Consider the following 22,274-nt stretch of genomic DNA (forward strand, 5'->3'; position numbering starts at 1 on the left):
CGAAGGAATACCCAACTGTGTGACGCAGCGAACATCTCGACGGGACCCCCTGTCGGAGAGCCATACCGGCGGGTAACGTCCGGGCAGTCCAGTCGTGCTCTGCATTTCAACAAGTGAATGTCTGAGTACCTGCCCGAGCCTTGGACCGCACCGTCGCAGCACACACCGTCGTGGCGCCGGCGCCCTATGAGGAGCAGCAGTCTTGCGCGAGTTCAGCCTTCCGGCTTTGTACGAGGTCCCTGCGGACGGAAACCTGACCGACATCGTCCGCAGAAACGCCGCGCAGCACCCGGACGTCGCCGTCATCGCCCGCAAGGTCGGCGGCAGCTGGCAGGACGTCACGGCCACCGCCTTCCTCGCCGAGGTGCACACGGCGGCGAAGGGCCTGATCGCCGCCGGTGTCCAGCCGGGGGACCGGGTGGGCCTGATGTCCCGCACCCGTTACGAGTGGACGCTGCTGGACTTCGCGATCTGGAGCGCGGGCGCGGTGACCGTGCCGGTCTACGAGACCAGTTCCTCGGAGCAGGTGCAGTGGATACTCGGCGACTCGGGCGCCACCGCCTGCATCGTGGAGACGGACGCCCACACGACCGCCGTCGAGTCGGTGCGCGACGGGCTGCCGGCGCTCAAGCACGTCTGGCAGATCGAGGGCGGCGCCCTCGACGAGCTGAGCCGGCTCGGCCAGGACGTCACGGACGAGACGATCGAGGAGCGCAGCTCGATCGCCCGGGCCGACGACCCGGCGACCATCGTCTACACCTCGGGCACGACCGGCCGCCCCAAGGGCTGTGTGCTGACCCACCGCAGTTTCTTCGCCGAGTGCGGCAACATCGTGGAGCGGCTGCGTCCGCTGTTCCGCACGGGCGAGTGCTCGGTGCTCCTCTTCCTTCCGCTCGCGCACGTCTTCGGCCGGCTGGTGCAGATCGCGCCGATGATGGCGCCGATCAAGCTCGGCTGCGTCCCGGACATCAAGAACCTCACCGACGAGCTGGCATCGTTCCGCCCCACGCTGGTCCTCGGCGTCCCGCGCGTGTTCGAGAAGGTCTACAACTCGGCGCGCGCGAAGGCGCAGGCCGACGGCAAGGGCAAGATCTTCGACAAGGCCGCCGACACCGCGATCGCCTACAGCAAGGCGCTGGACTCCCCGTCGGGTCCGTCCTTCGGCCTTCGGATCAAGCACAAGGCGTTCGACAAGCTCGTCTACAGCAAGCTCCGCGCGGTCCTCGGCGGCCGGGGCGAGTACGCCATCTCCGGTGGCGCCCCGCTGGGCGAGCGCCTGGGCCACTTCTTCCGCGGCATCGGCTTCACGGTCCTGGAGGGCTACGGCCTGACCGAGTCCTGCGCGGCCACCGCGTTCAACCCGTGGGACCGCCAGAAGATCGGCACGGTCGGCCAGCCGCTGCCGGGCTCCGTCGTGCGGATCGCGGACGACGGCGAGGTGCTGCTGCACGGCGAGCACCTGTTCAAGGAGTACTGGAACAACCCCGGCGCGACCGCCGAGGCGCTGGCCGACGGCTGGTTCCACACCGGTGACATCGGCACCCTCGACGAGGACGGCTACCTCCGGATCACCGGTCGCAAGAAGGAGATCATCGTCACAGCGGGCGGCAAGAACGTCGCCCCGGCCGTGATCGAGGACCGCATCCGGGCGCACGCACTGGTCGCGGAGTGCATGGTGGTGGGCGACGGGCGGCCGTTCGTGGGCGCGCTGGTCACCATCGACGAGGAGTTCCTGGGCCGTTGGTGCGCGGACCACGGCAAGCCGGCGGGCTCCACCGCGGCGTCGCTGTGCGAGGACCCGGACCTGCTGGCCGCGATCCAGGCGGCGATCGACGACGGCAACGCCGCGGTGTCCAAGGCGGAATCGGTGCGGAAGTTCCGCATTCTGTCCTCCCAGTTCACGGAGGAGTCGGGCCACCTGACCCCCTCACTGAAGCTGAAGCGGAACCTGGTCGTGAAGGACTACGCGCAGGAGATCGAGGCGATCTACGCGAAGTAGCGGGAGAGCCGTCCCGCCGCCGACTACGGTGCGAGGACGGCGCCCAGGCCCGCGTCTGGGGGTGCCCACGACGGCCGGACCGATGAAGACGCCCGTGCCGTCGGCACCGAGATGTACGACGGTGCCGTCACCGGAGTTCTCCCCGGGCGCGCCGATCGCCAGGCCGGTGACCGAGGTCCCGGTGAAGTCACCCGCTCCGACGTCCGCGCCGGAGCGGTCGCCCGCCTCGGCGGCTCCGGGAATCCCTTCGGCACCCTGATTGAGGGGCGCGCGGAGGCCGGCAAGGCCGCGTTGAACGGCGATGCGGCACCGGTCGGCGTCTTCAGCGCGGACCTTTTGAGTGCCGGGCTACGGCGAACACCACGAAGGGCACCACCATGGCGGCGCTGGCGGCCGCGTCCGCGGACGGGGAGGAGGAGGAAGAGGAGGATGATCTTCCGCCGGTCTGGTTGGACCGGTACTTCCAGTACATGTGAGGCATGGTCCGGCCATGGTCAGGGCGCCGTGTCCTCCGCCAGGACCCGCGCCATCGTGCGTTCGGCGAGAGCCGTGATGGTGACGAAGGGGTTGACGCCGATCGAGCCGGGCACCAGTGAGCCGTCGGTGACGTACAGGCGTGAGTACCCCTTCACCCGGCCGTAGGCGTCCGTCGAGCGGCCCAGGACGCAGCCGCCCAGCGGGTGGTAGGTGAAGTCGTCGGCGAAGACCTTGTTGGACGAGCCGAACAGGTCGTAGCGGTAGATCGTGGCGTTCGCCTTGTTGATCCGGTCGAACAGTTTCTTCGCCATGCCCACCGACACGGCACTCTGCGCGGCGCTCCACCCGAGCCGCACGGCGCCGCTCGCCGGGTCGTACGTGAAGGACGCCCGCTCAGGGTTCTTGGTGATCGCCAGATAGAGGCTGACCCAGTGTTCGAGTCCCATGGGCAGGGGCGCGATCTCGGCGAAGACGGGGTTGGCGGTGTTGGCCCAGTCGTCGATGCCCATGACCGGCATGGTCGACTGGTTGGCGCCGACCGTGTCCCACACGTGGTTGGCCCGGCCGAGCATCACGTTGCCGTTGGTGCCCCAGCCGGTGCCGACGCTCGCGTCCAGGCGGGGCAGTGTGCCCGACTCCCGGGCGCGGACGAGGAGTTCGGTCGTGCCGATGCTGCCGCCGCCGAGGAAGAGGTAGGTGCAGGCGTACTCCTTGGTCTCGACGACGGTGCCGGTGTCGTCGATGCGGTCGGCGGTCAGCAGGTATGTCCCGTCGGCCGCCCTGCTGATCGACGTCACCCGCTCCATCGTGTGCAGGGTGACGTTCCCGGTGCCGAGCGCGGAGGCGAGGTACGTCTTGTCGAGGCTGCGCTTGCCCTGGTTGTTGCCGTAGATGACCTCGCCCGCGAGAGCCGACTTGGTCGCCGTACCGGCCGCCTCGCGCTCCATGTGGCCGAAGTCGTAGACGTTGGGCACGAAGGTGGTCTTCAGCCCGGCGTTGTCCGCGTGTTTGCGGGAGATCCGGGTGAAGCGGTACCACTCGGTGGACTCGAACCAGGCCGGGTCGACGGTGTTGACGCCGAGCATGGAGCGGGCGCGCGGGAAGTAGGTGTCGTACATCTCCGCGGTGTCCACGGTCGGGAACTGCTCGGCGAAGTAGGACCGGAGCGGGGTCACCGCCATGCCGCCGTTGACCAGGGAGCCGCCGCCGACGCCCCGGCCGACGTACACGGACATGTGGTCGTAGTGCACACGGTCCAGGACGCCCGGGTAGGAGCTGATGTCCTGGTTGACCAGGTCGAGCCAGAGGAAGGTGGCGAGCGGGGCCTCGGTGCGGGTGCGGAACCACATGGAGCGCTGGTCCGGGGTACGGGTGGAACAGAACACCTTGCCGTCGGGGCCGGGGGTGTTCCAGAGGCGGCCCATCTCCAGGACGAGGGTGCGGATACCGGCCTGGCCGAGGCGGAGGGCGGCGACGGCGCCGCCGTAGCCGGAACCGACGACGATGGCGGGGGCGTTGTCCACGGCGGCCGGTTCGGCTGCCGAGGCGACCTGGAGGCCGATACGGGTCAGGCCCGCCGCCGCTGCCCCTTGAAGGGCCACCATTCCGAGTATTTGACGTCTCGTCAGCTGACGCTGCATCAGTTTTACTGTCATGCGCGCAGCATGTGCGGATTTCCACGTTCCGCCTAGAGTGCGGGAACCCCGCTCACAGCAAAGTTTTCAACTTCTCCGCCAGCAGGTCCCAGCGCCACTTCTCCTCCACCCACTCGCGCCCCCGCTCCCCCATCCGGCGCCGCAGTTCGGGGTCCGAGAGGAGCGTGACGACGCGGTCGGCCGCGTCCTTTGGGGAGCCGCCCCGCACCACCCAGCCGGTCTCCCCGTCCAGGACCGCGTCCGGCGCCCCGCCCGAGTCGCCGGCCACCACCGGCAGCCCGGTCGCCGACGCCTCCAGGTAGACGATGCCGAGGCCCTCGACGTCGAGGCCGCCCCGGCGGGTGCGGCACGGCATGGCGAAGACGTCACCGGCGCCGTAGTGCGCGGGCAGCTCCGACCAGGGCACCGGGCCCGTGAAGCGGACGGAGCCCGCGACGCCCGTGTCCTCGGCCAGCCTGCGGAGGTCCTTCTCGTACGGGCCGCCCCCGACGATCAGCAGCACGGCGTCCGGCTCGGCGGCCAGGATGCGGGGCATGGCCCGGATCAGGGTGTCCTGGCCCTTGCGCCGTACCAGCCGGGACACGCACACCACCACCGGGCGGTCCGTCAGCCCCAGCCGCGCCCGCACCTCGTCACCGCCCGACCCGGGGTGGAACGTCTTCTCGTCCACGCCCGGCGGCAGCTGCACCATGCGCGAGGCCGCCTGAGGCGTCAGCGCGGTGGCGATCCGCGAGCGGGTGTACTCGCCGAGGTAGGTGATCGTGTCCGTGGAGTCCCCAATGCGGCGCAGCAGCTGCCGGGCCGCGGGGAGCTGGGCCCAGCCGGCCTCGTGCCCGTGCGTGGTGGCCACCAGCCGCTCGGCGCCCGCGTCGCGCAGCGCCGGTGCCATGAGGCCGAGCGGCGCCGCCGCCCCGAACCACACCGACGTGCACCCGTGCTCCCGCAGCAGCCCGACGGCCCGCCGGGTGACCCTCGGCGTGGGCAGCAGCATGGTCGTACGGTCCCGTACGACGGTGAACGGCTGCTCGGCGTCGAAGGCCGCGGTCGCCTCGACGCCCTCCCGGCTCCGCTTCCAGGTCGACGCGTAGACGACCAGCCGCTGCGGGTCCAGCCGCAGCGCCATGTTGTGCAGAAACGCCTGGATGCCGCCCGGCCGGGGCGGGAAGTCGTTCGTCACGATCAGGGTCTTGCGCACGCCGCCGACCCTACCGAACCGCATCTCTCGGCCGTTCGCCCCGGCACATATGGCACGCTCACAGCTGTCAGGGCCATCATGGCTCCTTCGGCACGGCACGGACGGGGCAGGGATCAGGTGAGGACGACGGGCGCGAGGCGGTCCCTGGCATGGCTGCTGGTGACCTGGAGCCTCACGAGGCTGGTGCTGCTGCTGTTCGTGCTGAAGGTGTTCGTCTTCCCCGGCCCGGACGTGACGAGCGACGTGTCCGTGATCTACCAGGGCTGGTACGGCACCCTGCGGACCGGGACGTTCCCCCAGCACGACGTCACCTGGCAGTACCCGCCCGCCGCCGCGCTGGCCATCCTCTCCCCCGGTCTGCTGCCCCTCCTGGACTACGCGACCGCCTTCTTCGTCCTGGTCTGCGTCACGGACCTGGCCGTCCTGGCCCTGCTGGCGTACGCGGGCCGGCGCCCCGGCAGGTCGCTGCGCGGCGCCTGGGTGTGGGGCGTGGGCGTGCCCCTGCTCGGGCCGACGGTGTACGCGCGCTACGACGTGATGGTCACGGCCGTGACGGTCGCCGCGCTGCTCGCGGGCGCCCGGCACCCCAGGGCGATGGGGGCGCTGGCCGCGTTCGGCGCCCTGCTGAAGGTCTGGCCGGCCATGCTCCTCCTGGCCGCCCGCCGACGCGCCACCTGGGTGTCGGCGCTGGTGACGGGCGCCACGATCGCGGGCGGATTCGCCCTGTTCATGCCGGGCGGGTTCGCCTTCCTGACCTCCCAGCGCGACCGGGGCACCGAGGTGGAGTCGCTGGGCGCGCTGGTCTTCCACGTCGCCCGGCACTTCGGCTGGCAGGGCGAGGTGCGGCTGAACTACGGCTCGATCGAGTTCCTCGGGCCGTACGTGAGCGAGGTGAGCACGGGCGCGCTGTTCCTGACGGGGGCGGCCTTCGGCTGGCTGGTGCTGTGGCGGCTGCTGGCCCGGCGCTTCGAGGAGCACACGGTCGCCGACGCGGCCTTCGTGGCGGTGCTGATGTTCACCACCACCAGCCGCGTGATCAGCCCCCAGTACATGGTGTGGCTGGTCGGGCTGGCCGCGGTGTGCCTGTACTTCCCGGCGAGCCGCATGCGGGCGCCGGTCGTGCTGGTCCTGCTGGCCTGCTTCGTGACGGTCCTGGAGTTCCCGCTCTACTTCGCCAACGTGGTGGCCAGCGACGGCCTCGGCCTCACCCTGCTGTTCCTCCGCAACGGCCTCCTGGTGGTCGCCACGCTCCTCGCGGCCCGCACCCTGTGGCGCGCGACGGTACCGCGCACGCTCCCCACGCCCGAGCCCGCTCAGCCCGCCCACACCGACGAGACCCCGGTCACCTCCTGAGCGGGAGCCCGCACACCCTCAGCCCAGCTGCTCCCGCAGGTACTCCTGCCACAGCCCGATGAACTCCTCCCGCGTCACCCCGAGCACCTCCCGCATTACGTCCTCCACCGCACCGGCCCGCTTCTGGTGCTCCCCGACGGCCCGGTAGAAGTCGCCCAGCCGGGACTCGCCCCAGCGGTCGGCGATGAGCCGGCAGGCCGTCCAGCCGCTCTCGTAGGCGCGGGCCAGGCGGCTCGCGTCGCCGGTGAAGGCGAACTCCTCGTCGTCCGGGAGGCCGGTCGGGATCCGGCCCCGCGTGACCGCGCGGGACAGTTCGGGGGCGGCCTCGCGCGGGGTGCGGCCGGTGGCGCGGTAGCCGACCCAGTCGGCGTACCCCTCGGACAGCCAGAGGGGGGTGGCGGCGGTGGTGTGCCGGCGGGTCGCGACATGGGTCGTCTCGTGGGTGGCGACCACCTGCTCACCGAGACCGCCGAGGAGGGCGAAGGCGTCCGGGTTGACGATGACGCGGTCCGCCGCGGACGGTGCCGATGCGCCCGTCTCGCCGGTGGTGACCGCCGCGATCCCCCGGTAGGAGGAGGCGGGCGAGCCGAGCAGCCCCGCCATCCCCTCCAGTGACTTCGGTACGAGGACGACGAGACGCCGGCCCCAGTCCGTGCCCCACACCCGCGACACCTCGGGCACCGCGCGGTCGGCCAGCTCCGCGTAGTCCCGCAGCGACCGGCCGGACTGCCCGACGCCGAGGACGAGGCTGTGCTCGCCGCGGACGGCCTGCACCGCCCCCTGGTCCCACAGCTGCTGTGCGGACTTCTTCGCGGGCCGGTCGGAGTCGACGGACCACCGCCCGTCCGCGTCACGGCTCAGCCGCAGGGTGCGGCCGGCGGTCACCGGAGCCGGGTCGTACCCGGCGACGCGGTAGCGCAGTTCGGCGTCGGCGGTGGCCGTGTGACCGGTGCGGCGCAGACCGGTCACGCGGTACGACCAGTCGGCCAGCGGCACCGCGCGCAGATCGGCGTACTCCGGTCCCCCGCCCGTCCGCGCGTAGGCCCGCTCGTCGTGGTCGAGGACCGCGGTGGCCCGGCGGTCGAGGAGCCGCTGGACGTCGGCGGTCGCGGGGTCCGCGGCGGACCGGCCGCCGCATCCGGTCAGGAAGACGAGCAGCAGAACGAGCGCCACCACCGGGGATCCCGACCTTCGACCAGCCATCTTCCCGATCGTACGGGCGCCGGGCCGCGCCGGTCAGACCCTGGTCACCGACGAGATGGGCATCATCCCGACCGGGTCGTAGCGCACGGGTGCCCCGGGGTAGGGCGCGTGGATCACCTGGCCGTTGCCCATGTACATCCCGACATGGCTCGCGTCGCCCCGGTAGAGGACCAGGTCGCCGGGGCGCGCCTCGGACAGCGGGACCTGCCGGCCAGCGTACCGCTGGGCCTGCGAGGTGCGCGGAATGGCGACCCCGGCCTGCGCGTACGACCACTGCATCAGGCCCGAACAGTCGAAGCCGGAGGGGCCGTTGGCGCCCCAGACGTAGGGCCGGCCGAGGGCGGCACGGGCGGCCGCGACGGCGGCGGCCCCGCGTGCCGAGGCGGCGGCGTCGTCCCCGAGCCAGGGCATGCCGTACCGGCCGGAGCGGGAGGCACGGCCGTAGGCCTCGCGCTCGGACTCCGGCAGGGAGTTGAGCAGCAGCCGGGCCGCGGCGAGCTTCCGCTCGACGGTCTTCTTGCGGGCGGAGACGGCCTTGCGGCTCTTCTCCAGCTCGCGGAGCTTGCCCGCCGTCTCCTCGCGGTCCTGGGCGAGTTCGCGCATGGCCTCCTGGAGCTTCCTCAGCTCACCGGCCTGGTGGGCGGTGAGCCGGTCGAGCCTGGAGGCCCTGTCGAGGTACTCGCCGGGGTCGTCGGAGAGCAACAGGGCGAGGGTCGGGTCGAGGCCGCCCGACCGGTACTGGGCGCCGGCCAGCGAACCGAGCGACTCCCGCATGGAGTTGATGCGCTGCTGCTGCCGGGCGATCCGGTCCCGGGCGGTGCCGGTCTCCTCGCGCAGGGCGTCGGCGCGCTCGTCGGCCTTGTTGTAGGCCTCGGTCGCCTTCTCGGCCTGCTCGTAGAGGCGGTCCACCTCGGCCCGGGTGTCGTCGTGCGGTGCGGCCGCGGACGGTACCGCGCAAAGCGCGGTGGCCGCGACGGACAGGATGCTGACCGCGGCACTGGCGCCACGGTCGAACCCGGACGGTGCAAGGCGGCGATGGGACACCACGGGAAGCCGCTCTCCTTCCGCTGGCGGACATGGAAACGCGGCAGACAGTAGCCCCGCGGCGGGGGACCGCCAACGACCATCCGTGGGTACGCGGCGCGACGCCCCGCCACTGACGCAGGTCACTGGCGGGGCGTGGCCTCAGGTGAGGTCGGCGTGATTCGCCCGAACGGCGGACACGGTGTCCTGATCTTGAGGACTCCGGGGACCGGTTCGGTTGGTCAGACGCGGACGCCGAACATGAACGGGCCGCCGATGGTGTCCATCGACTCGTAGCGGACGACCGTGCCGGTGCGGGGGGCGTGGATGATCTGCCCGTTGCCGGCGTAGAGGCCCACGTGGTGCAGGTCGTTGAAGAAGAAGACGAGGTCGCCGGCCTTGAGCTGGCTGGTCGAGTAGATCTTGGTGCCGATCTGGGCCTGCGCCTCGGAGGTGCGCGGGATCTGCACGCCGGCCGCGGCGTACGCCCGGGAGGTGAGGCCGGAGCAGTCGTAGGAGCTCGTGCCGGTGGCGCCGTAGACGTAGGGCTTGCCGAGCTGGCTCTGCGCGAAGGCGTAGGCCGCGGCGGCCCGGCCGGAGCCCGGCGGGACGTTGCCGTCGAGGGCGTCGCGCTCGCTGTCGCGGCTGGCGCGGCTCTGCTCGGCGGCGAGCTGCTGCTTCTCGGCGGCGGTGAGGCTGTTGAGCAGCTTCTGCGCGGAGGAGAGCTTGCCCTGGACTTCCGTCTTCTTCTTGCCGAGCTCGGCGCGGGTGGAGGCGAGGTCCTTGAGCTTCTCGGAGGCCTCGGCGCGGTCCTGGGCGAGTTCGCGCTGCTTCTCCTGGACCTTCTTCAGCGCCTCGACCTGCTGGCTGCTCAACTGGTCGAGCGTGGAGGCCTTGTCGAGGTAGCTGTCCGGGTCAGAGGAGAGGAAGAGCTGGACGGACGGGTCGATGGAGCCGGTGCGGTACTGCGACGCGGCCGCGAGGCCCAGGCTGTCGCGCAGCTCGTTGAGCTCCTCCTGGCCGCGGGCGACGTTGTCCTGGATGGTGGAGATCTCCTTCTGGAGCTTCTCCTGCTTCTCCTTGGCCCCGTTGTACTTCTCGGTGGCCTGCTCCGCCTCTTCGTAGAGCTTGTCGACCTTGGTCTTGACCTCGTCCTTGCTCGGCTTCTCGCTGGGTGCGGCATTCGCGGCCTGCGAGCTGAAGGCGACGGCAGCGGCAGCGGCGGTGGTCAGCACGGTCACACGTGCGCGGCTCGGCTGCTTCGGACGACGGTGGGACGCCACGGGTGACTAGCTCCTTCTTGGCCCCTCCGCCGTCGCTCCCGATGAGCGATCACCCGAGCAGGAGGTTCGGGGCCTGACCCTAGTGACCTTCCTGTGATCAGTTCAAATCCTCAGATGAAAAATTGCGTCACAGTGAGCCAACATTTCCCCTGGACTCACGGGCCGTGAGGCCCACTTGACGCAACGTGGCCCACAGGCCTCACCAATCGGGGCATCACGCCCGGAGGTTACGCATCGCCCGTACGGTCCCTAGGCTCGCGAAAGGCGCTTGAGGAGCATCGCCGAGGCCACGGGGCGGGCGCCCGCCCGGGCCACGCCGTCGGCGACCTCGCGGTCCGTCGAGGCCACGATGACGGGCCTGCCCGGGGGTTCGGCGCGCACCAGCTGACGGATCAGCTCGTCGGCGGTGACACCCGGCTTCGAGAAGAGCACCCGGACCCCGCGGGGCGGCGCCAGCAGCACCGGTGCGGCCAGTTCGGCCCCGTCGAAGACACACGTCACCTCGGCGCCGCTCTGCGCCGCCAGCTGCGAGAGCTGCCCGAGCAGCCGGAGCCGCTGCTTCTCCAGTGGCATCTGCGGATAACCCGTTTTGGTGACGTTGTAACCGTCGACGACGAGGTGCGCCTGCGGCAGCGCCAGCAGCTGGTCGAGGACCTGCGGGTCGTTCTCGGAGAGCGCGCGGGCGGCGATGTCCTTCGGGGTCATCCGGCCCGGCTCGACGGCGTCCACGGTCTCGGCGGGCCGCACCGACACCGGCGGCAGTGCCAGTTCGCGCCGGAGCCCCTGGGTCGCGTCGAGCAGGGTGTCCAGCAGCAGCCGCACCCGCATGTCCTCGACGCTGCGTCCCTCGCGCGCCGCCCGCCGCGTGGCCTCCAGAGCGGCCTCGGTCTCCCCCAGCCGGGCCTTGAGCCGCCGGGTCTCGCTCTCGGCGGCGGACACCTGGGCTTGCCCCTCGGCGCGTACGGCCTCGGTCTCGCCCTGCGCCTTGCGCAGGGCGGCCTCGCCGCGCTTGACGTCGCTGACGGCGGCGCGGAGCTTGCGCTGCAGCGCCTCGGTCTCCTTCTTGGCCGAATCCAGCTCCGCGCGCAGCCGCTCGGTCTCGGCCCTGGTGTGGTCGCGGGCCCGCTCCAGCTCGGCGCGCAGCCGCTCCAGCTCGGCCCGGCTCTCCTCGTCGGCGCGCTCGGCGTCGGCCCGCTGGGCCTCCTCGCCGGCGGCGGTCACCAGCTTCACCCAGCCGAGGGGCCGCAGTACGTAGGCCGCGGCCGCCACGTCGAGCGGGTCCGCGGCCGGGGGCGGGGAACCTGAGTCGAGGGCGCCGGCGACTTCCGGCTGGGCCTCTCTGAGCTTCTCCCCGATGCGCTGGCGGAACAGCGGGTCGGTCTCCAGCGCCGCGGCCATGGCGTTGCCGGCGAACTTGGCCCGCCGGTTCGGGGCGAACCGGGCGTACTGCCTCAGCTGCGCGGGCAGCTCGCCGACCGTCAGCGAGCCGAAGCCGTCGGAGACGATCTGCACGACCCTGCGACGCACGCCGTCGGGCAGCGGACGGTCGAGCACCTCAGCGGCGCCGTCGCCCGGCCCCCCGCCTGTGGTCTCCGCCATCCGTCACACCCCAATGCCTGTGCGGGGCCAGCTCCCCTCAGGAGCCGGCGCCCGGCCTGTCCACGAGTTCCACCTGGTCCACCGCGTTGCACCAGCGGCAGCGCACCGACTCGATGGTCTCACTGAGCACCTCGCGCTCCTCGACCTTCGGCTCTCCGGCCAGGTCGAGGTGGACGTACTCGACGACCTTCGACGAGCGGGTCACGTCGAACCGCGTGAGGTTGCCGCAGAGGGTGCAGCGCCACCGCGTCTCGGCGGTCGGCAGGGGAACCGTCATCGTGACCTGTTCTCTTTCCTTCTAGTGTCCGTGACGCCACCGGCATCCCCGGCGCGTGTGGCTCGTAACCCTACGGCCTGCCGGGTCGTCGCCGCCCACGCGTCCACGGCGGCGAGGCGGTCTGGGCTGTTGCGTCCGGTTACGTCATGCTCTGTATCCATGATCAGCAAGTGGAGTGCGCCGCTCGTCCGGGCCGGTCGATCGGTCAGGGGGTCGTCGGCGCCGGTGACGTACTCACTGATCACCCTGTGCTGCGTGCTCTTCCTGGCCGGACCCGCCGCGGGCCTCAACCCGGTCTACGGCACGGGCGACGACCTGCTCGCCGCGCAGCGGGCCTGTTTCCGGCGCTGGGGCGTGATTCCCGCAGAACTGTTCGAAGGGTCCGCCGTATCGGCACTGACCCCCGCGACCGCGCTCTTCGTCCACGGCAGCTGGGTGCACCTGCTCGGCAACATGCTCTTCCTCTACGTCTTCGGGGCGATGACCGAGGAGCGGATGGGCCGGGTTCAGTTCACCCTGTTCTACGTCGGTTGTGGCTACCTGGCCCTGCTGGGCTACGCCGTCGCCAACGCGGACTCCGAACAGTCCCTGGTGGGGGCGTCGGGGGCGATCTCGGCGGTCCTCGGTGCGTTCCTGTACCTGTTCCCCAGGGCCCGGGTGACCAGTCTCCTGCCGTTTCTCTTCTTTCTGCCGGTGCGCTTCCCGGCCTGGGTGGTGCTGCCCTTCTGGGCGGCGCTGCAGTGGCTGGCGGCGGGGCGGGCCTCGGACGGCCCGGGCGTGGCCTACCTCGCCCACCTGATCGGATTCGGTCTGGGCTTCGGCTACGCGTCGGTCCGCTACGGCCGCCCGACCAGCCCCACTAGAGTGAAGGCCGCCCCTGCTCCGGCCTCCGAGGGAGAGAACAAGCCGTGATCACCGCGATCGTCCTCATCAAGACCAGCGTGGACCGGATCCCCGAGATCGCGGAGTCGATCGCCGCGCTGGACAGCGTCAGCGAGGTCTTCTCCGTCACCGGCACCTACGACCTCATCGCGATGGTCCGGGTACGGCAGCACGAGGACCTGGCCGAGGTCATCCCCGGCCGGATCAGCAAGATCCCCGGCGTCGAGGGCACGGACACGCACGTGGCGTTCCGTACCTACTCGCAGCACGACCTGGAGGCGGCGTTCTCGATCGGGCTGGACAGCTAGGGCCGCCTCGCTGCCGGCTCAGGCCGACGTGTCCGGGACGCAACGGCCGTCCTCGGTGCGGTAGTTCCACCGCGCGCCGTCCCGGACCAGCTCCCGCACGGCGTCGACGAACCGGTCGACGTGCTCGTCGGGCGTGCCCGCGCCGAAGCTCACGCGGATCGCGTTGAGGGACTTCTCGCCGGGGGCCGCCTCCGGTGCGCCGCACTCGCCCTGGGTCTGCGGGTCGCTGCCCAGCAGCGTCCGCAGGAGGGGGTGGGCGCAGAAGAGCCCGTCCCGCACCCCGATGCCGTACTCGGCGGAGAGGGCGGCGGCGAAGTGGGAGCTGTTCCAGCCCTCGACGACGAAGGAGAGCACACCGACGCGCGGGGCGTCGTCACCGAAGAGGGAGAGGATCCGGACCTCCGGCACCTCGGCGAGGCCCGCCCGCACCTTCTCGATCAGGTACTGCTCCCTCGCGACCAGCTGATCGAACCCGGCCTCGGTGAGTGCCGCGCAGGCGGAGGCGATGGAGTAGGCGCCGATGACGTTCGGCGAGCCGGCCTCGTGGCGGGCGGCGGTCTCGTGCCACTCCACGTCCACTCCCCCGTCCGTGCGCCGGGCGACCTTGCGGCTGGCGCCGCCGCCCGCCAGGTACGGCTCGGCCTCGCGCAGCCAGTCGGCACGCCCGGCCAGGACGCCGGAGCCGAAGGGCGCGTACAGCTTGTGCCCGGAGAAGGCGACCCAGTCGACGTCGAGGTCCGCGACGGACACGGGGTGGTGCGGGGCCAGCTGGGCGGCGTCGAGCACGATCCGGGCGCCGTGGGCGTGCGCGGCCGCCGCCAGCTCCCGTACGGGCCACAGCTCGCCGGTGACGTTCGAGGCGCCGGTGACGCAGACGAGGGCCGGTCCGTGGGGCTCCCGGTCGGCGAGGGCGCGCTCCAGGGTCTCCACGGCCTGACGGGGGCTGCGCGGGGCGTCGAGGTAGGTGACCTGGGCGTTCCGCCAGGGCAGCAGCGAGGCGTGGTGCTCGGTCTCGAAGACGAAGACCTGGCAGCCGGCGGGGAGCGCCTCGGCGAGCAGGTTGAGGGAGTCGGTGGTGGACCGGGTGAAGACGACCTGGTCGCCGTCCCGGCAGCCGAGGAACTCCGAGACCGTCCGGCGGGCGTTCTCGAAAAGGTCGGTCGACAGCTGGGACAGGTACCCGGCACCACGGTGGACGCTGCCGTAGTACGGGGCGTAGGCGGCGACGTCGTCCCAGACCCGCTGGAGGGCCGGGGCGCTGGCGGCGTAGTCGAGCGCGGCGTAGGTGACCTCGCCTCCGGTGACGAGCGGCACGGTGACGTCCCGTCCCAGAACGGGCAGCGGGGCACAAACAGACGGGTCGGCGGCGACGGTGGAGACAGACATGGGTGAACTCCCGTGAAGGCAGGTGGAATCCGCCCGCGAGCCGGTACGGCGGTACGCGTACGGCTACCAGCGGGGGTGAAAGGAAAAGGGGGTGCGGAGGCGGGGCTCTGCGGCCCTATCGCATTCGCTGGTTCACGGGAAACTCCTCGTCACGCGCTTGCCACAGACCTCGCTGCCTGCGGCCCGGTCTTCACCCGGGGCACCCCGCCACGGACGGAGGGTTGCCGGACAGTCGGCCGGGGCCTCATGACTGTCACTCATGACCTGGTCAGGAACCTACGGGAAGAGATCGGCGCCCCGCAACCCGAGTCCGGATCGCGGGACGCCTTACGGGTTGAGCTACGCGTTGCTCGCGGCCACCCAGCGCTCCAGCGTCCGCTTGGCCGCCCCGGAGTCGATCGACTCCGCGGCCTTCGCCATCCCGGCCGCGATCTGCTCGGCCAGCGGTGCCTGTGCCGGCTCCAGCGCCACCAGCGCCGCCGCCGAGTTCAGCAGGACCGCGTCGCGCACCGGGCCGGTCTCGCCGTCCAGCAGGCGGCGGGCGACCTCCGCGTTGTACGAGGCGTCCGCGCCGCGCAGGGCCTCCACGGGGACCAGTTCGAGGCCCACGTCGCGCGGGTCGAAGGACTCCTCGGTCACCTTGCCGTCGCGGACGACCCACACCCGGGAGGTGGCCGTGGTGGTGAGTTCGTCGAGACCGTCGTCGCCGCGGAAGACCAACGACGAGTGGCCGCGCTCGGCGAAGACGCCCGCCACGATCGGTGCCATGCGCGGGTCCGCGACCCCGACGGCCTGGGCCCGGACCTTGGCGGGGTTGGTCAGCGGACCGAGGACGTTGAAGATCGTCCGGATGCCCAACTGGCCACGGGCGGCGCCCACGTACCGCATGGCCGGGTGGAACTTCGCCGCGAAGCAGAAGGTGATCCCTGCCTCCTCGGCGACGGCGGCCACCCGCGGGGTCGGCAGTTCCAGGTTGACCCCGAGCTTCTCCAGGACGTCCGAGGCACCGGACGCCGACGACGCCGCGCGGTTGCCGTGCTTGACGACCTTCGCGCCGGTGCCGGCGATGACGATCGCCGACATCGTGGAGATGTTGACGGTCTTGGCTCCGTCGCCGCCGGTGCCGACGATGTCGACGGTCGGACCCGGCACCTCGATCACGTTCGCGTGCTCGTACATCGCCCGGACGAACCCGGCGATCTCCTCGACCGTCTCGCCCTTGGCGCGCAGCGCCACCACGAATCCGGCGATCTGCGCGTCCGTGGCCTCGCCGCGCATGATGAGGTCCATCGCCCAGGCGGTGTCGTCGGCGGTCAGGTCCCGGCGGTCCAGGAGGCCGTTCAGCAGGGCGGGCCAGGTGCGGCCCGCCGCGGTGTCGCCTCCAGCGGGGGTCACAGCGCTCATCAGCCGCTCCTGGGTCGTCGTACGCACGTAAAAGCTGTGGTCTCACCCTATCCAGCCCGGGACACCGCGAGGGGCCCCGTCCGAACGTCGGACGGGGCCCCTCTGTGGCGTGGCGAAGCAGTGATCAGTGGTGGCCGTGGCCGCTCGTGATCTCCCGGTACTCCTCGGCGGTGGGCTTCGGGATCTGGGCGCCCTCACCGAAGTAGGACTCGCTGAGCTTGGCGCGGAGCTTCTCGGAGCCCTTCACCTTGCGCTCGACACCGTTCTCGTCGACCGTCGGGCCGATCTCGACCGGCTGGTACTGCTCGTGCGCGGTGAGCGTGTACATCTGCTCCTGGCTGAGCGGCTCGTGCACCTCGATGAACTCACCGTGCGGCAGGCGCTTGATGATGCCCGACTCGCGGCCGTGCAGCACCTTCTCCTTGTCCCGGCGCTGCAGGCCGAGGCAGATCCGCTTGGTGATGATGAAGGCGACGACCGGCCCGGCGAAGAACCCGATCCGGACGAACCAGGTGACCGAGTTGATCGACAGGTGGAAGTGCGTGGCGACGATGTCGTTGCCACCACCGATCAGCATGATGATGTACGCGGTGACCCAGGCGACACCGAAGCCCGTGCGCGTCGGGGCGTTGCGCGGCCGGTCCAGGATGTGGTGCTCGCGCTTGTCCCCGGTGACCCAGGACTCGATGAACGGGTACAGGGCGATCATGCCGAGGAAGAGACCGAAGACCACCAGCGGGATGAACACACCGAGGACGAGGGTGTGACCCCAGAGGTTGATCTCCCAGCCCGGCATCGCGCGGATCAGACCCTCGGCGAAGCCCATGTACCAGTCGGGCTGGGCACCGGTCGACACCTGGTCGGGCCGGTACGGGCCGAGGACCCAGATCGGGTTGATGGTCGCGAGACCGGCGAGAGCCGCGATGAAACCGAAGACCAGGAAGAAGAAGCCTCCGGCCTTGGCCATGTAGACCGGCAGCAGCGGCATGCCGACGACGTTCTTGTTGGTCCGGCCGGGACCCGCGAACTGCGTGTGCTTGTGGTAGAAGACCAGGATCAGGTGGCCGACCACGAGCCCGAGCATGATGCCCGGCAGCAGCAGGATGTGGATCGAGTAGAACCGGGCGACGAAGTCGGTGCCCGGGAACTCCCCGCCGAACAGGAACATCGAGATGTACGTGCCGACGATCGGCACGGACAGGATCGCGCCCTGCGTGAAGCGGACACCGGTGCCGGAGAGCAGGTCGTCCGGGAGCGAGTAGCCGGTGAAGCCGGTGAACATGCCGAGGACGAACAGCAGGAAGCCGAACAGCCAGTTGATCTCACGCGGCTTGCGGAACGCGCCGGTGAAGAAGACGCGCATCATGTGCACGAACATGCCGGCGAGGAAGATGATCGCCGCCCAGTGGTGGATCTGCCGGATGAGCAGACCGCCGCGGACGTCGAAGCTGATGTCCAGGGTGGAGGCGAACGCCTCCGACATCAGCTGCCCCTGGAGCGGGACGTAGCTGCCGTGGTACTCCACCTCGTTCATCGACGGGTGGAAGAACAGCGTCAGATACACACCCGTCAGGATGATGATGATGAAGCTGTAGAGGCAGATCTCACCCAGCATGAAGGACCAGTGGTCCGGGAAGATCTTGCGCATGTTGGCCTTGGCCAGGGAATAGATCCCGAGGCGGCCGTCGGCCCAGTCGGCGACCCGCTCTCCGGCGGGCGCCTTGCGGCGTGTCTGTGCAGTGCTCATCCGCGCTCCCAGAAAGCAGGGCCGACGGGCTCTTCGAAGTCGCTGAGCGCCTCGAGGTAGCCCTCCTCGTTCACGCCGATGCGGAGCTGCGGCAGGGCGTGACCGGCGGGGCCGAAGATCACTCGGGCACCGTCGGAGAGGTCGAAGGTGGACTGGTGGCAGGGGCAGAGCACGTGGTGCGTCTGCTGCTCGTACAGGGAGATCGGGCAGCCGACGTGGGTGCAGATCTTCGAGTACGCGACGATGCCCTGGTGCGACCACTCGAGCTCGCGCTTGTCCTTGATGTTCTCCGGCTGGATCCGGACGATCATCAGGGCGGCCTTGGCGATCTCGTTCTGGAAGTCGTGGTCGTGCTCCTCCAGGCCCTCGGGCTTGGCGAAGGTCAGCGAGCCGACCGCGACGTCCGCCGGGCGCAGCGGCTCGTTCGTGTTCATGTTGACGAGCAGCTTGCCCTTGGACCACAGCGTGTGGCGCAGCTTGTCCTCGGGCAGCGGACCGAGGTCGCGCAGCAGCACGACGCCGGAGAGCGGCACCAGCGTGAGCGCGCCGAACATGGTGTTGCGGATCAGCTTGCGGCGGCCGATCGCGGACTCCTTGGCGCCCTGCTTGAAGTCCGCGAAGACCTTCTCGCGGACCTCGGGCTCCGCCTCGATCGGGTGCCGCTCGTCGGCGATCTCCACGTCCGACATCAGGGTGCGGGCCCAGTGGACGGCGCCCGCGCCGATGCAGAACAGGGCGATGCCGAGCGTCAGGCCCAGCGCGAAGTTCAGCGCGCTGATGCGGCCCAGCGGGAAGATGAAGACCGACTTGTCGACCGGGATCGCCACGAACGAGGCGATGAAGGCGACGGTGGCCAGCATCGACACCGTGAACAGCAGGGCGACCGAGCGCTCGGACCGCTTGGCGGCCCGCTCGTCGATGTCCTGGATCCGGGGCTCGTGGGGAGGCAGGCCCGGGTCGACGAAGGGGTGCTTGTCGTCCGCGGGGCTCACCGCGCCGTGCCCGTGCTCGTCATGTCCTGCGGACTGTTCGGCGGGCAGGTTCTCTTCTGGAATGTCTTGGCTACTCATGACTTCTTGGCCTTTGCGGTCCGGGCGGCGACCCACACGGCGACGGCGATCAGCCCGCCGAGACCGAAGATCCAGCCGAACAGGCCCTCGCTGACCGGCCCGAGGCCGCCGAGCTCGAGACCGCCGGGGCTCTCGGACTTGCTGCTGTTGACCGCGTCCAGGTACGCGATGATGTCCTTCTTGTTCTTCTCCGACAGCGTGGTGTCGGGGAAGGACGGCATGTTCTGCGGGCCGGTCTGCATGGCCTCGTAGATGTGCTTCGGGTCGACACCCTCAAGGGTCGGCGCGTACTTGCCGTGCGTCAGCGCACCGCCCTTGCCGGTGAAGTTGTGGCACTGCGCGCAGTTGGTGCGGAACAGCTCACCGCCCTTGGCGATGTCGGCGCCCTCGGGGCCGTACTGCTCCTCCGTCGGGACGGCCGGACCGGCGCCCAGCGAGGCGATGTAGGCCGCGAGCTGGTCGATCTCGGCCTGGCTGTAGATGTTCTTCTTCTTCGGGACCTGCGGACCCTGGGAGGTGGCGGCCGGCATACGGCCCGTGCCCACCTGGAAGTCGACTGCCGCGGCGCCCACACCCACCAGGCTCGGCCCGTCGGAGGTGCCCTGACCGCCGGTGCCGTGGCAACTGGCGCAGCCGACCGAGTAGAGCTTCTTGCCCTCCTCGATGGTGAGGGACTGGGCGGTTTCGTCGGCCTCAGCCTTGCTCGTGGGTGCGAACACGGCGTACAGCCCCCCGCTGAAGAGCAGAGCGAGGAGTAGGACGACGACCGCCGCCAACGGGTGGCGTCGTCGTGCGGAGAGCTTTTTCACGGATTACCCCGGTGTCAGGATCTTCTGCGTCGATGCTTCTGGGATGCGTGCCACGTCGGGCGCGCGGGCGGGCCCGGCTACTTGATCATGTAGATCGTGGCGAAGAGGCCGATCCAGACGACGTCGACGAAGTGCCAGTAGTAGGACACGACGATCGCGGCCGTCGCCTGTTCGTGGGTGAACCTGCTGGCCGCGTAGGTCCGGCCGAGGACCAGCAGGAAGGCGATGAGACCGCCTGTCACGTGCAGGCCGTGGAAGCCGGTCGTCAGGTAGAACACCGAGCCGTACGGGTCGGAGGACAGGGACAGGCCCGCGTCCTTGACCAGCTCCGTGTACTCGAAGACCTGACCGCCGATGAAGATCGCACCCATCACGAACGTGACGATGAACCACATCCGCAGCTTCTTCACGTCACCGCGCTCGGCGGCGAAGACGCCGAGCTGGCAGGTGAGCGAGGAGAGCACCAGGATGGTGGTGTTCGTCGCCGAGAACGGGAAGTTGAGATGGGCAGCCATCTCCTTCCAGTGATCGGGACCCGTCACCGATCGCAGGGTGAAGTACATCGCGAAGAGGGCCGCGAAGAACATCAGCTCGGAACTCAACCAGATGATGGTTCCGACGCTGGTGAGGTTCGGCCGATTGACCGACGGGTGCGCGTGCCCGGTTTCTACTGTCGTTGCTGTCGCCACGACCGACATTATGTCGGTCGCTTATCCCGCCCTCACTCCGGGGGGTGCCGTTCGGAGTGTCTGAGCCGGTCGTACCGCTGTTGACGTGGTGTTCAAGGGAGTAGCATCCGCCCCACGGGCCTGTCCTTACGACGCTGACGTCACGGAGGAACAATGCAGCCGACCGCCACGGTGCTGGTCTACAGCGACGACTCCAACACCCGCGAGCAGGTGCGGCTCGCGACCGGCCGACGGCCGGCTCCGGACGTTCCGGTGGTGGAGTTCGTGGAGTGCGCGACTCCGGCCGCGGTGCTCACGGAGCTGGACCGGGGTGGGATCGATGTCTGTGTGCTGGACGGTGAGGCCGTGCCCATGGGGGGGATGGGGGTCTGCCGCCAGATCAAGGACGAGGTGTTCCGGTGTCCGCCGGTGTTGCTGCTGATCGGGCGGCCGCAGGACGCGTGGCTGGCGACGTGGAGTCGGGCGGAGGCGGCGGTGACGTTGCCGGTGGAGCCGGTGGAGTTCGCCGCGGCTCTGGCTTCCCTGTTGCGGGAGAAGGCCGCTTTGAACGCCTAGGGGCTCGGGACCGCACGTGGCTTCGCGGGTGCGGGTGCGTGGGGGCCGGTCGCGCAGTTCCCCGCGCCCCTTGCGGTCAGACGCTCTGAGGGCGTAGGCGGGCTCTGTCGGCCTGCGTGGGGCCGTCGGGGGCGCCGCCGATGAGGGCGCTGCCGGTGCGCCACTTCGCCCAGTCGAGGTTCCAGTCGCCGAAGCCGTTGCCGAAGGGTGCCATCGTCTCGCCGCCGGAGTTCACGACCTGGACGATGTCGCCCTCGCGGACGGTGTCGTAGAACCAGGCGGCGTTCTCGGTGCTCATGCCGGTGCAGCCGTGGCTGACGTTGGCGAAGCCCTGGGAGCCGGTGGACCAGGGGGCGGCGTGGACGTACTCGCCGCTGTTGGTGACGCGGACGGAGTGGTGGACGATCAGGTCGTAGAAGTCCGCGGAGCCGATGCTGGCGCTGGTCATCCGGACGGTGCCCTCCTTGGCGAGGACGACCTTGACGCCGTTGCGGGTGTCGTAGCCGGGCTTGCCCGTGGTGACGGGTATCTGCCGTATGACCTCGTCGTTCTTGTAGACGGTCATCTGGTGGGCCGCGGCGTCCGTGACGGCTATGAGCTTGTCGCCGGTGCTGATCGTCAGCGGCTTCGCCTTGCCGCCCCACATCCGGTCGCCGATCTTTATGCCCGCGAGGTTGCTGCGGACCTGGACGCTGGCCTGTGCGGGCCAGTAGTCCTTCGGGCGGTAGTGCAGCGTCTTGTCGTCCACCCAGTGCCAGGCGCCGTCGACGGCGGGCGTGGAGGAGACCTTGAGCGCGTTCTCGACGACGGCCCGCTGGGCCCTGTCCTTGACGGGCTGGCTCAGCTCGGCCGTGATGGGCTGGCCGACGCCGTAGGTGCCCTTCTTGGGGCCGAAGGTGACGTCCAGGCGCTTCTGGGTGGTCGGCTTGCCGGTGTCGAAGGCGAGGACCTTGCGGCCGGGCGCCCCGTCCTCGTCCTCGGTGCTCACCCGGACGGTGTAACTGGCGTTGGCGGCGAGCGGTGAGGTGCTGTGCCAGCGGCCGCCGTCGGCGGCGAGTTCGCCGGCCACGTAGCGCCCGTCCGCGTCATAGGCCGTGACGTCCGTGATGCGCCCGTCGGAGTCCTCGGCGACCACTTCCAGGGGCTTGTCCGGGTCGGCCTTCTTGCGGCCCTCCGAGGGGGCGTTCACGGAGATCTGGTCCGCCGCGTCGTAGGGGCGGTGGGAGAGCGGGTTGCCGTCGGAGCCGCAGGCGGTGACGCCCGCGCAGAGGGCTGTCACCAGCAGCGTGCAGCTGACGGCGGTGCTGGGGCGGGAGATCACTGGGTGGCTCATGACCTCAACGTAGGAAGCCGCGTCAAG

Annotated in this window: 19 protein-coding genes and 1 riboswitch; of the genes, 5 read left to right on the plus strand and 14 right to left on the minus strand. The window is 70.4% G+C overall.

The genetic code is table 11. The annotated features are described in order from the left end of the window. The first annotated feature begins 202 nt into the window (after positions 1–202). Positions 203–1,999 carry an AMP-dependent synthetase/ligase gene (locus SSQG_RS10230; RefSeq protein ID WP_003989667.1) on the plus strand — a complete coding sequence of 599 codons (1,797 nt, stop codon included), beginning with the start codon at positions 203–205 and terminating at the stop codon, positions 1,997–1,999. Positions 2,000–2,493: 494 nt separating this feature from the next. Here the strand turns inward: SSQG_RS10230 and SSQG_RS10235 are convergent, their stop codons facing one another. Together SSQG_RS10235 and SSQG_RS10240 are read right to left on the minus strand one after the other, a co-directional pair. Then, entirely contained in the window at positions 2,494–4,080 is a 1,587-nt protein-coding gene (locus tag SSQG_RS10235; protein WP_039932299.1) for a GMC oxidoreductase, read from the minus strand. 103 nt (positions 4,081–4,183) lie between these two features. Continuing rightward, a complete protein-coding gene (locus SSQG_RS10240) occupies positions 4,184–5,326 on the minus strand; it encodes a glycosyltransferase family 4 protein (RefSeq protein ID WP_039934934.1) in 1,143 nt (380 codons plus the stop codon). 117 nt (positions 5,327–5,443) lie between these two features. Between SSQG_RS10240 and SSQG_RS10245 the strand changes: the two genes are divergently transcribed. Beyond that, positions 5,444–6,679, plus strand: a complete 1,236-nt coding sequence (locus tag SSQG_RS10245) for a glycosyltransferase family 87 protein (RefSeq protein WP_003989670.1) — start codon at positions 5,444–5,446, stop codon at positions 6,677–6,679. A gap of 18 nt (positions 6,680–6,697) precedes the next feature. Here SSQG_RS10245 and SSQG_RS10250 read toward each other — a convergent pair whose 3' ends face one another. The 5 genes from SSQG_RS10250 to SSQG_RS10270 form a co-directional block, all read right to left on the minus strand. Next, on the minus strand, positions 6,698–7,882 hold the full coding sequence (locus SSQG_RS10250; RefSeq protein ID WP_003989671.1) for a hypothetical protein: 1,185 nt from the start codon (positions 7,880–7,882) through the stop codon (positions 6,698–6,700). A 33-nt stretch (positions 7,883–7,915) separates the two neighbouring features. Beyond that, positions 7,916–8,929, minus strand: a complete 1,014-nt coding sequence (locus tag SSQG_RS10255; RefSeq protein WP_003989672.1) for an NlpC/P60 family protein — start codon at positions 8,927–8,929, stop codon at positions 7,916–7,918. A 218-nt stretch (positions 8,930–9,147) separates the two neighbouring features. Beyond that, entirely contained in the window at positions 9,148–10,188 is a 1,041-nt protein-coding gene (locus SSQG_RS10260; RefSeq protein WP_003989673.1) for a C40 family peptidase, read from the minus strand. A 249-nt stretch (positions 10,189–10,437) separates the two neighbouring features. Continuing rightward, positions 10,438–11,787, minus strand: a complete 1,350-nt coding sequence (locus SSQG_RS10265) for an NYN domain-containing protein (RefSeq protein ID WP_003989674.1) — start codon at positions 11,785–11,787, stop codon at positions 10,438–10,440. Between the two features lie 37 nt (positions 11,788–11,824). Beyond that, positions 11,825–12,064, minus strand: a complete 240-nt coding sequence (locus SSQG_RS10270; protein ID WP_003989675.1) for a hypothetical protein — start codon at positions 12,062–12,064, stop codon at positions 11,825–11,827. Positions 12,065–12,223: 159 nt separating this feature from the next. Here SSQG_RS10270 and SSQG_RS10275 point away from each other — a divergent pair, with 159 nt between their 5' ends. Together SSQG_RS10275 and SSQG_RS10280 are read left to right on the plus strand one after the other, a co-directional pair. Then, the gene (locus SSQG_RS10275) at positions 12,224–12,976 is read left to right on the plus strand and encodes a rhomboid family intramembrane serine protease (RefSeq protein ID WP_003989676.1); all 753 of its coding nucleotides are present in this window, start codon (positions 12,224–12,226) and stop codon (positions 12,974–12,976) included. Then, positions 12,973–13,254: an Lrp/AsnC family transcriptional regulator gene (locus SSQG_RS10280; protein WP_003989677.1), complete on the plus strand. Its 282-nt coding sequence runs from the start codon at positions 12,973–12,975 to the stop codon at positions 13,252–13,254. Before SSQG_RS10275 ends, SSQG_RS10280 begins: the two co-directional genes overlap by 4 nt. 18 nt (positions 13,255–13,272) lie before the next feature. Here SSQG_RS10280 and SSQG_RS10285 read toward each other — a convergent pair whose 3' ends face one another. From SSQG_RS10285 to SSQG_RS10310, 6 genes are all read right to left on the minus strand, one after another. Next, the gene (locus tag SSQG_RS10285; protein ID WP_003989678.1) at positions 13,273–14,640 is read right to left on the minus strand and encodes an aminotransferase class V-fold PLP-dependent enzyme; all 1,368 of its coding nucleotides are present in this window, start codon (positions 14,638–14,640) and stop codon (positions 13,273–13,275) included. A 148-nt stretch (positions 14,641–14,788) separates the two neighbouring features. Beyond that, positions 14,789–14,905, minus strand: a riboswitch (SAM riboswitch). A 74-nt stretch (positions 14,906–14,979) separates the two neighbouring features. Further along, positions 14,980–16,044 carry an anthranilate phosphoribosyltransferase gene (trpD, locus tag SSQG_RS10290; RefSeq protein ID WP_003989679.1) on the minus strand — a complete coding sequence of 355 codons (1,065 nt, stop codon included), beginning with the start codon at positions 16,042–16,044 and terminating at the stop codon, positions 14,980–14,982. Positions 16,045–16,168: 124 nt separating this feature from the next. Then, complete coding sequence (locus SSQG_RS10295) at positions 16,169–17,791, minus strand: cytochrome b (protein ID WP_039932304.1); 1,623 nt, start codon at positions 17,789–17,791, stop codon at positions 16,169–16,171. Then, positions 17,788–18,861 (minus strand): ubiquinol-cytochrome c reductase iron-sulfur subunit, encoded by a 1,074-nt coding sequence (locus SSQG_RS10300; RefSeq protein ID WP_003989681.1) that lies wholly within the window; start codon positions 18,859–18,861, stop codon positions 17,788–17,790. Before SSQG_RS10300 ends, SSQG_RS10295 begins: the two co-directional genes overlap by 4 nt. Then, entirely contained in the window at positions 18,858–19,670 is an 813-nt protein-coding gene (locus tag SSQG_RS10305; RefSeq protein WP_003989682.1) for a c-type cytochrome, read from the minus strand. Before SSQG_RS10305 ends, SSQG_RS10300 begins: the two co-directional genes overlap by 4 nt. 77 nt (positions 19,671–19,747) lie before the next feature. Next, positions 19,748–20,368, minus strand: coding sequence for a cytochrome c oxidase subunit 3 (locus tag SSQG_RS10310; protein ID WP_003989683.1), 621 nt, complete (start codon positions 20,366–20,368; stop codon positions 19,748–19,750). Between the two features lie 144 nt (positions 20,369–20,512). Between SSQG_RS10310 and SSQG_RS10315 the strand changes: the two genes are divergently transcribed. Continuing rightward, entirely contained in the window at positions 20,513–20,914 is a 402-nt protein-coding gene (locus tag SSQG_RS10315; protein ID WP_003989684.1) for a hypothetical protein, read from the plus strand. 76 nt (positions 20,915–20,990) lie between these two features. On the opposite strand, the gene SSQG_RS10320 is transcribed toward SSQG_RS10315, so the two are convergent. Beyond that, positions 20,991–22,247, minus strand: a complete 1,257-nt coding sequence (locus SSQG_RS10320; RefSeq protein ID WP_003989685.1) for a L,D-transpeptidase — start codon at positions 22,245–22,247, stop codon at positions 20,991–20,993. Between the last annotated feature and the right edge of the window lie 27 nt (positions 22,248–22,274).

This window comes from Streptomyces viridochromogenes DSM 40736, assembly GCF_000158955.1.
In the GTDB taxonomy this organism is placed as follows: domain Bacteria; phylum Actinomycetota; class Actinomycetes; order Streptomycetales; family Streptomycetaceae; genus Streptomyces; species Streptomyces venetus.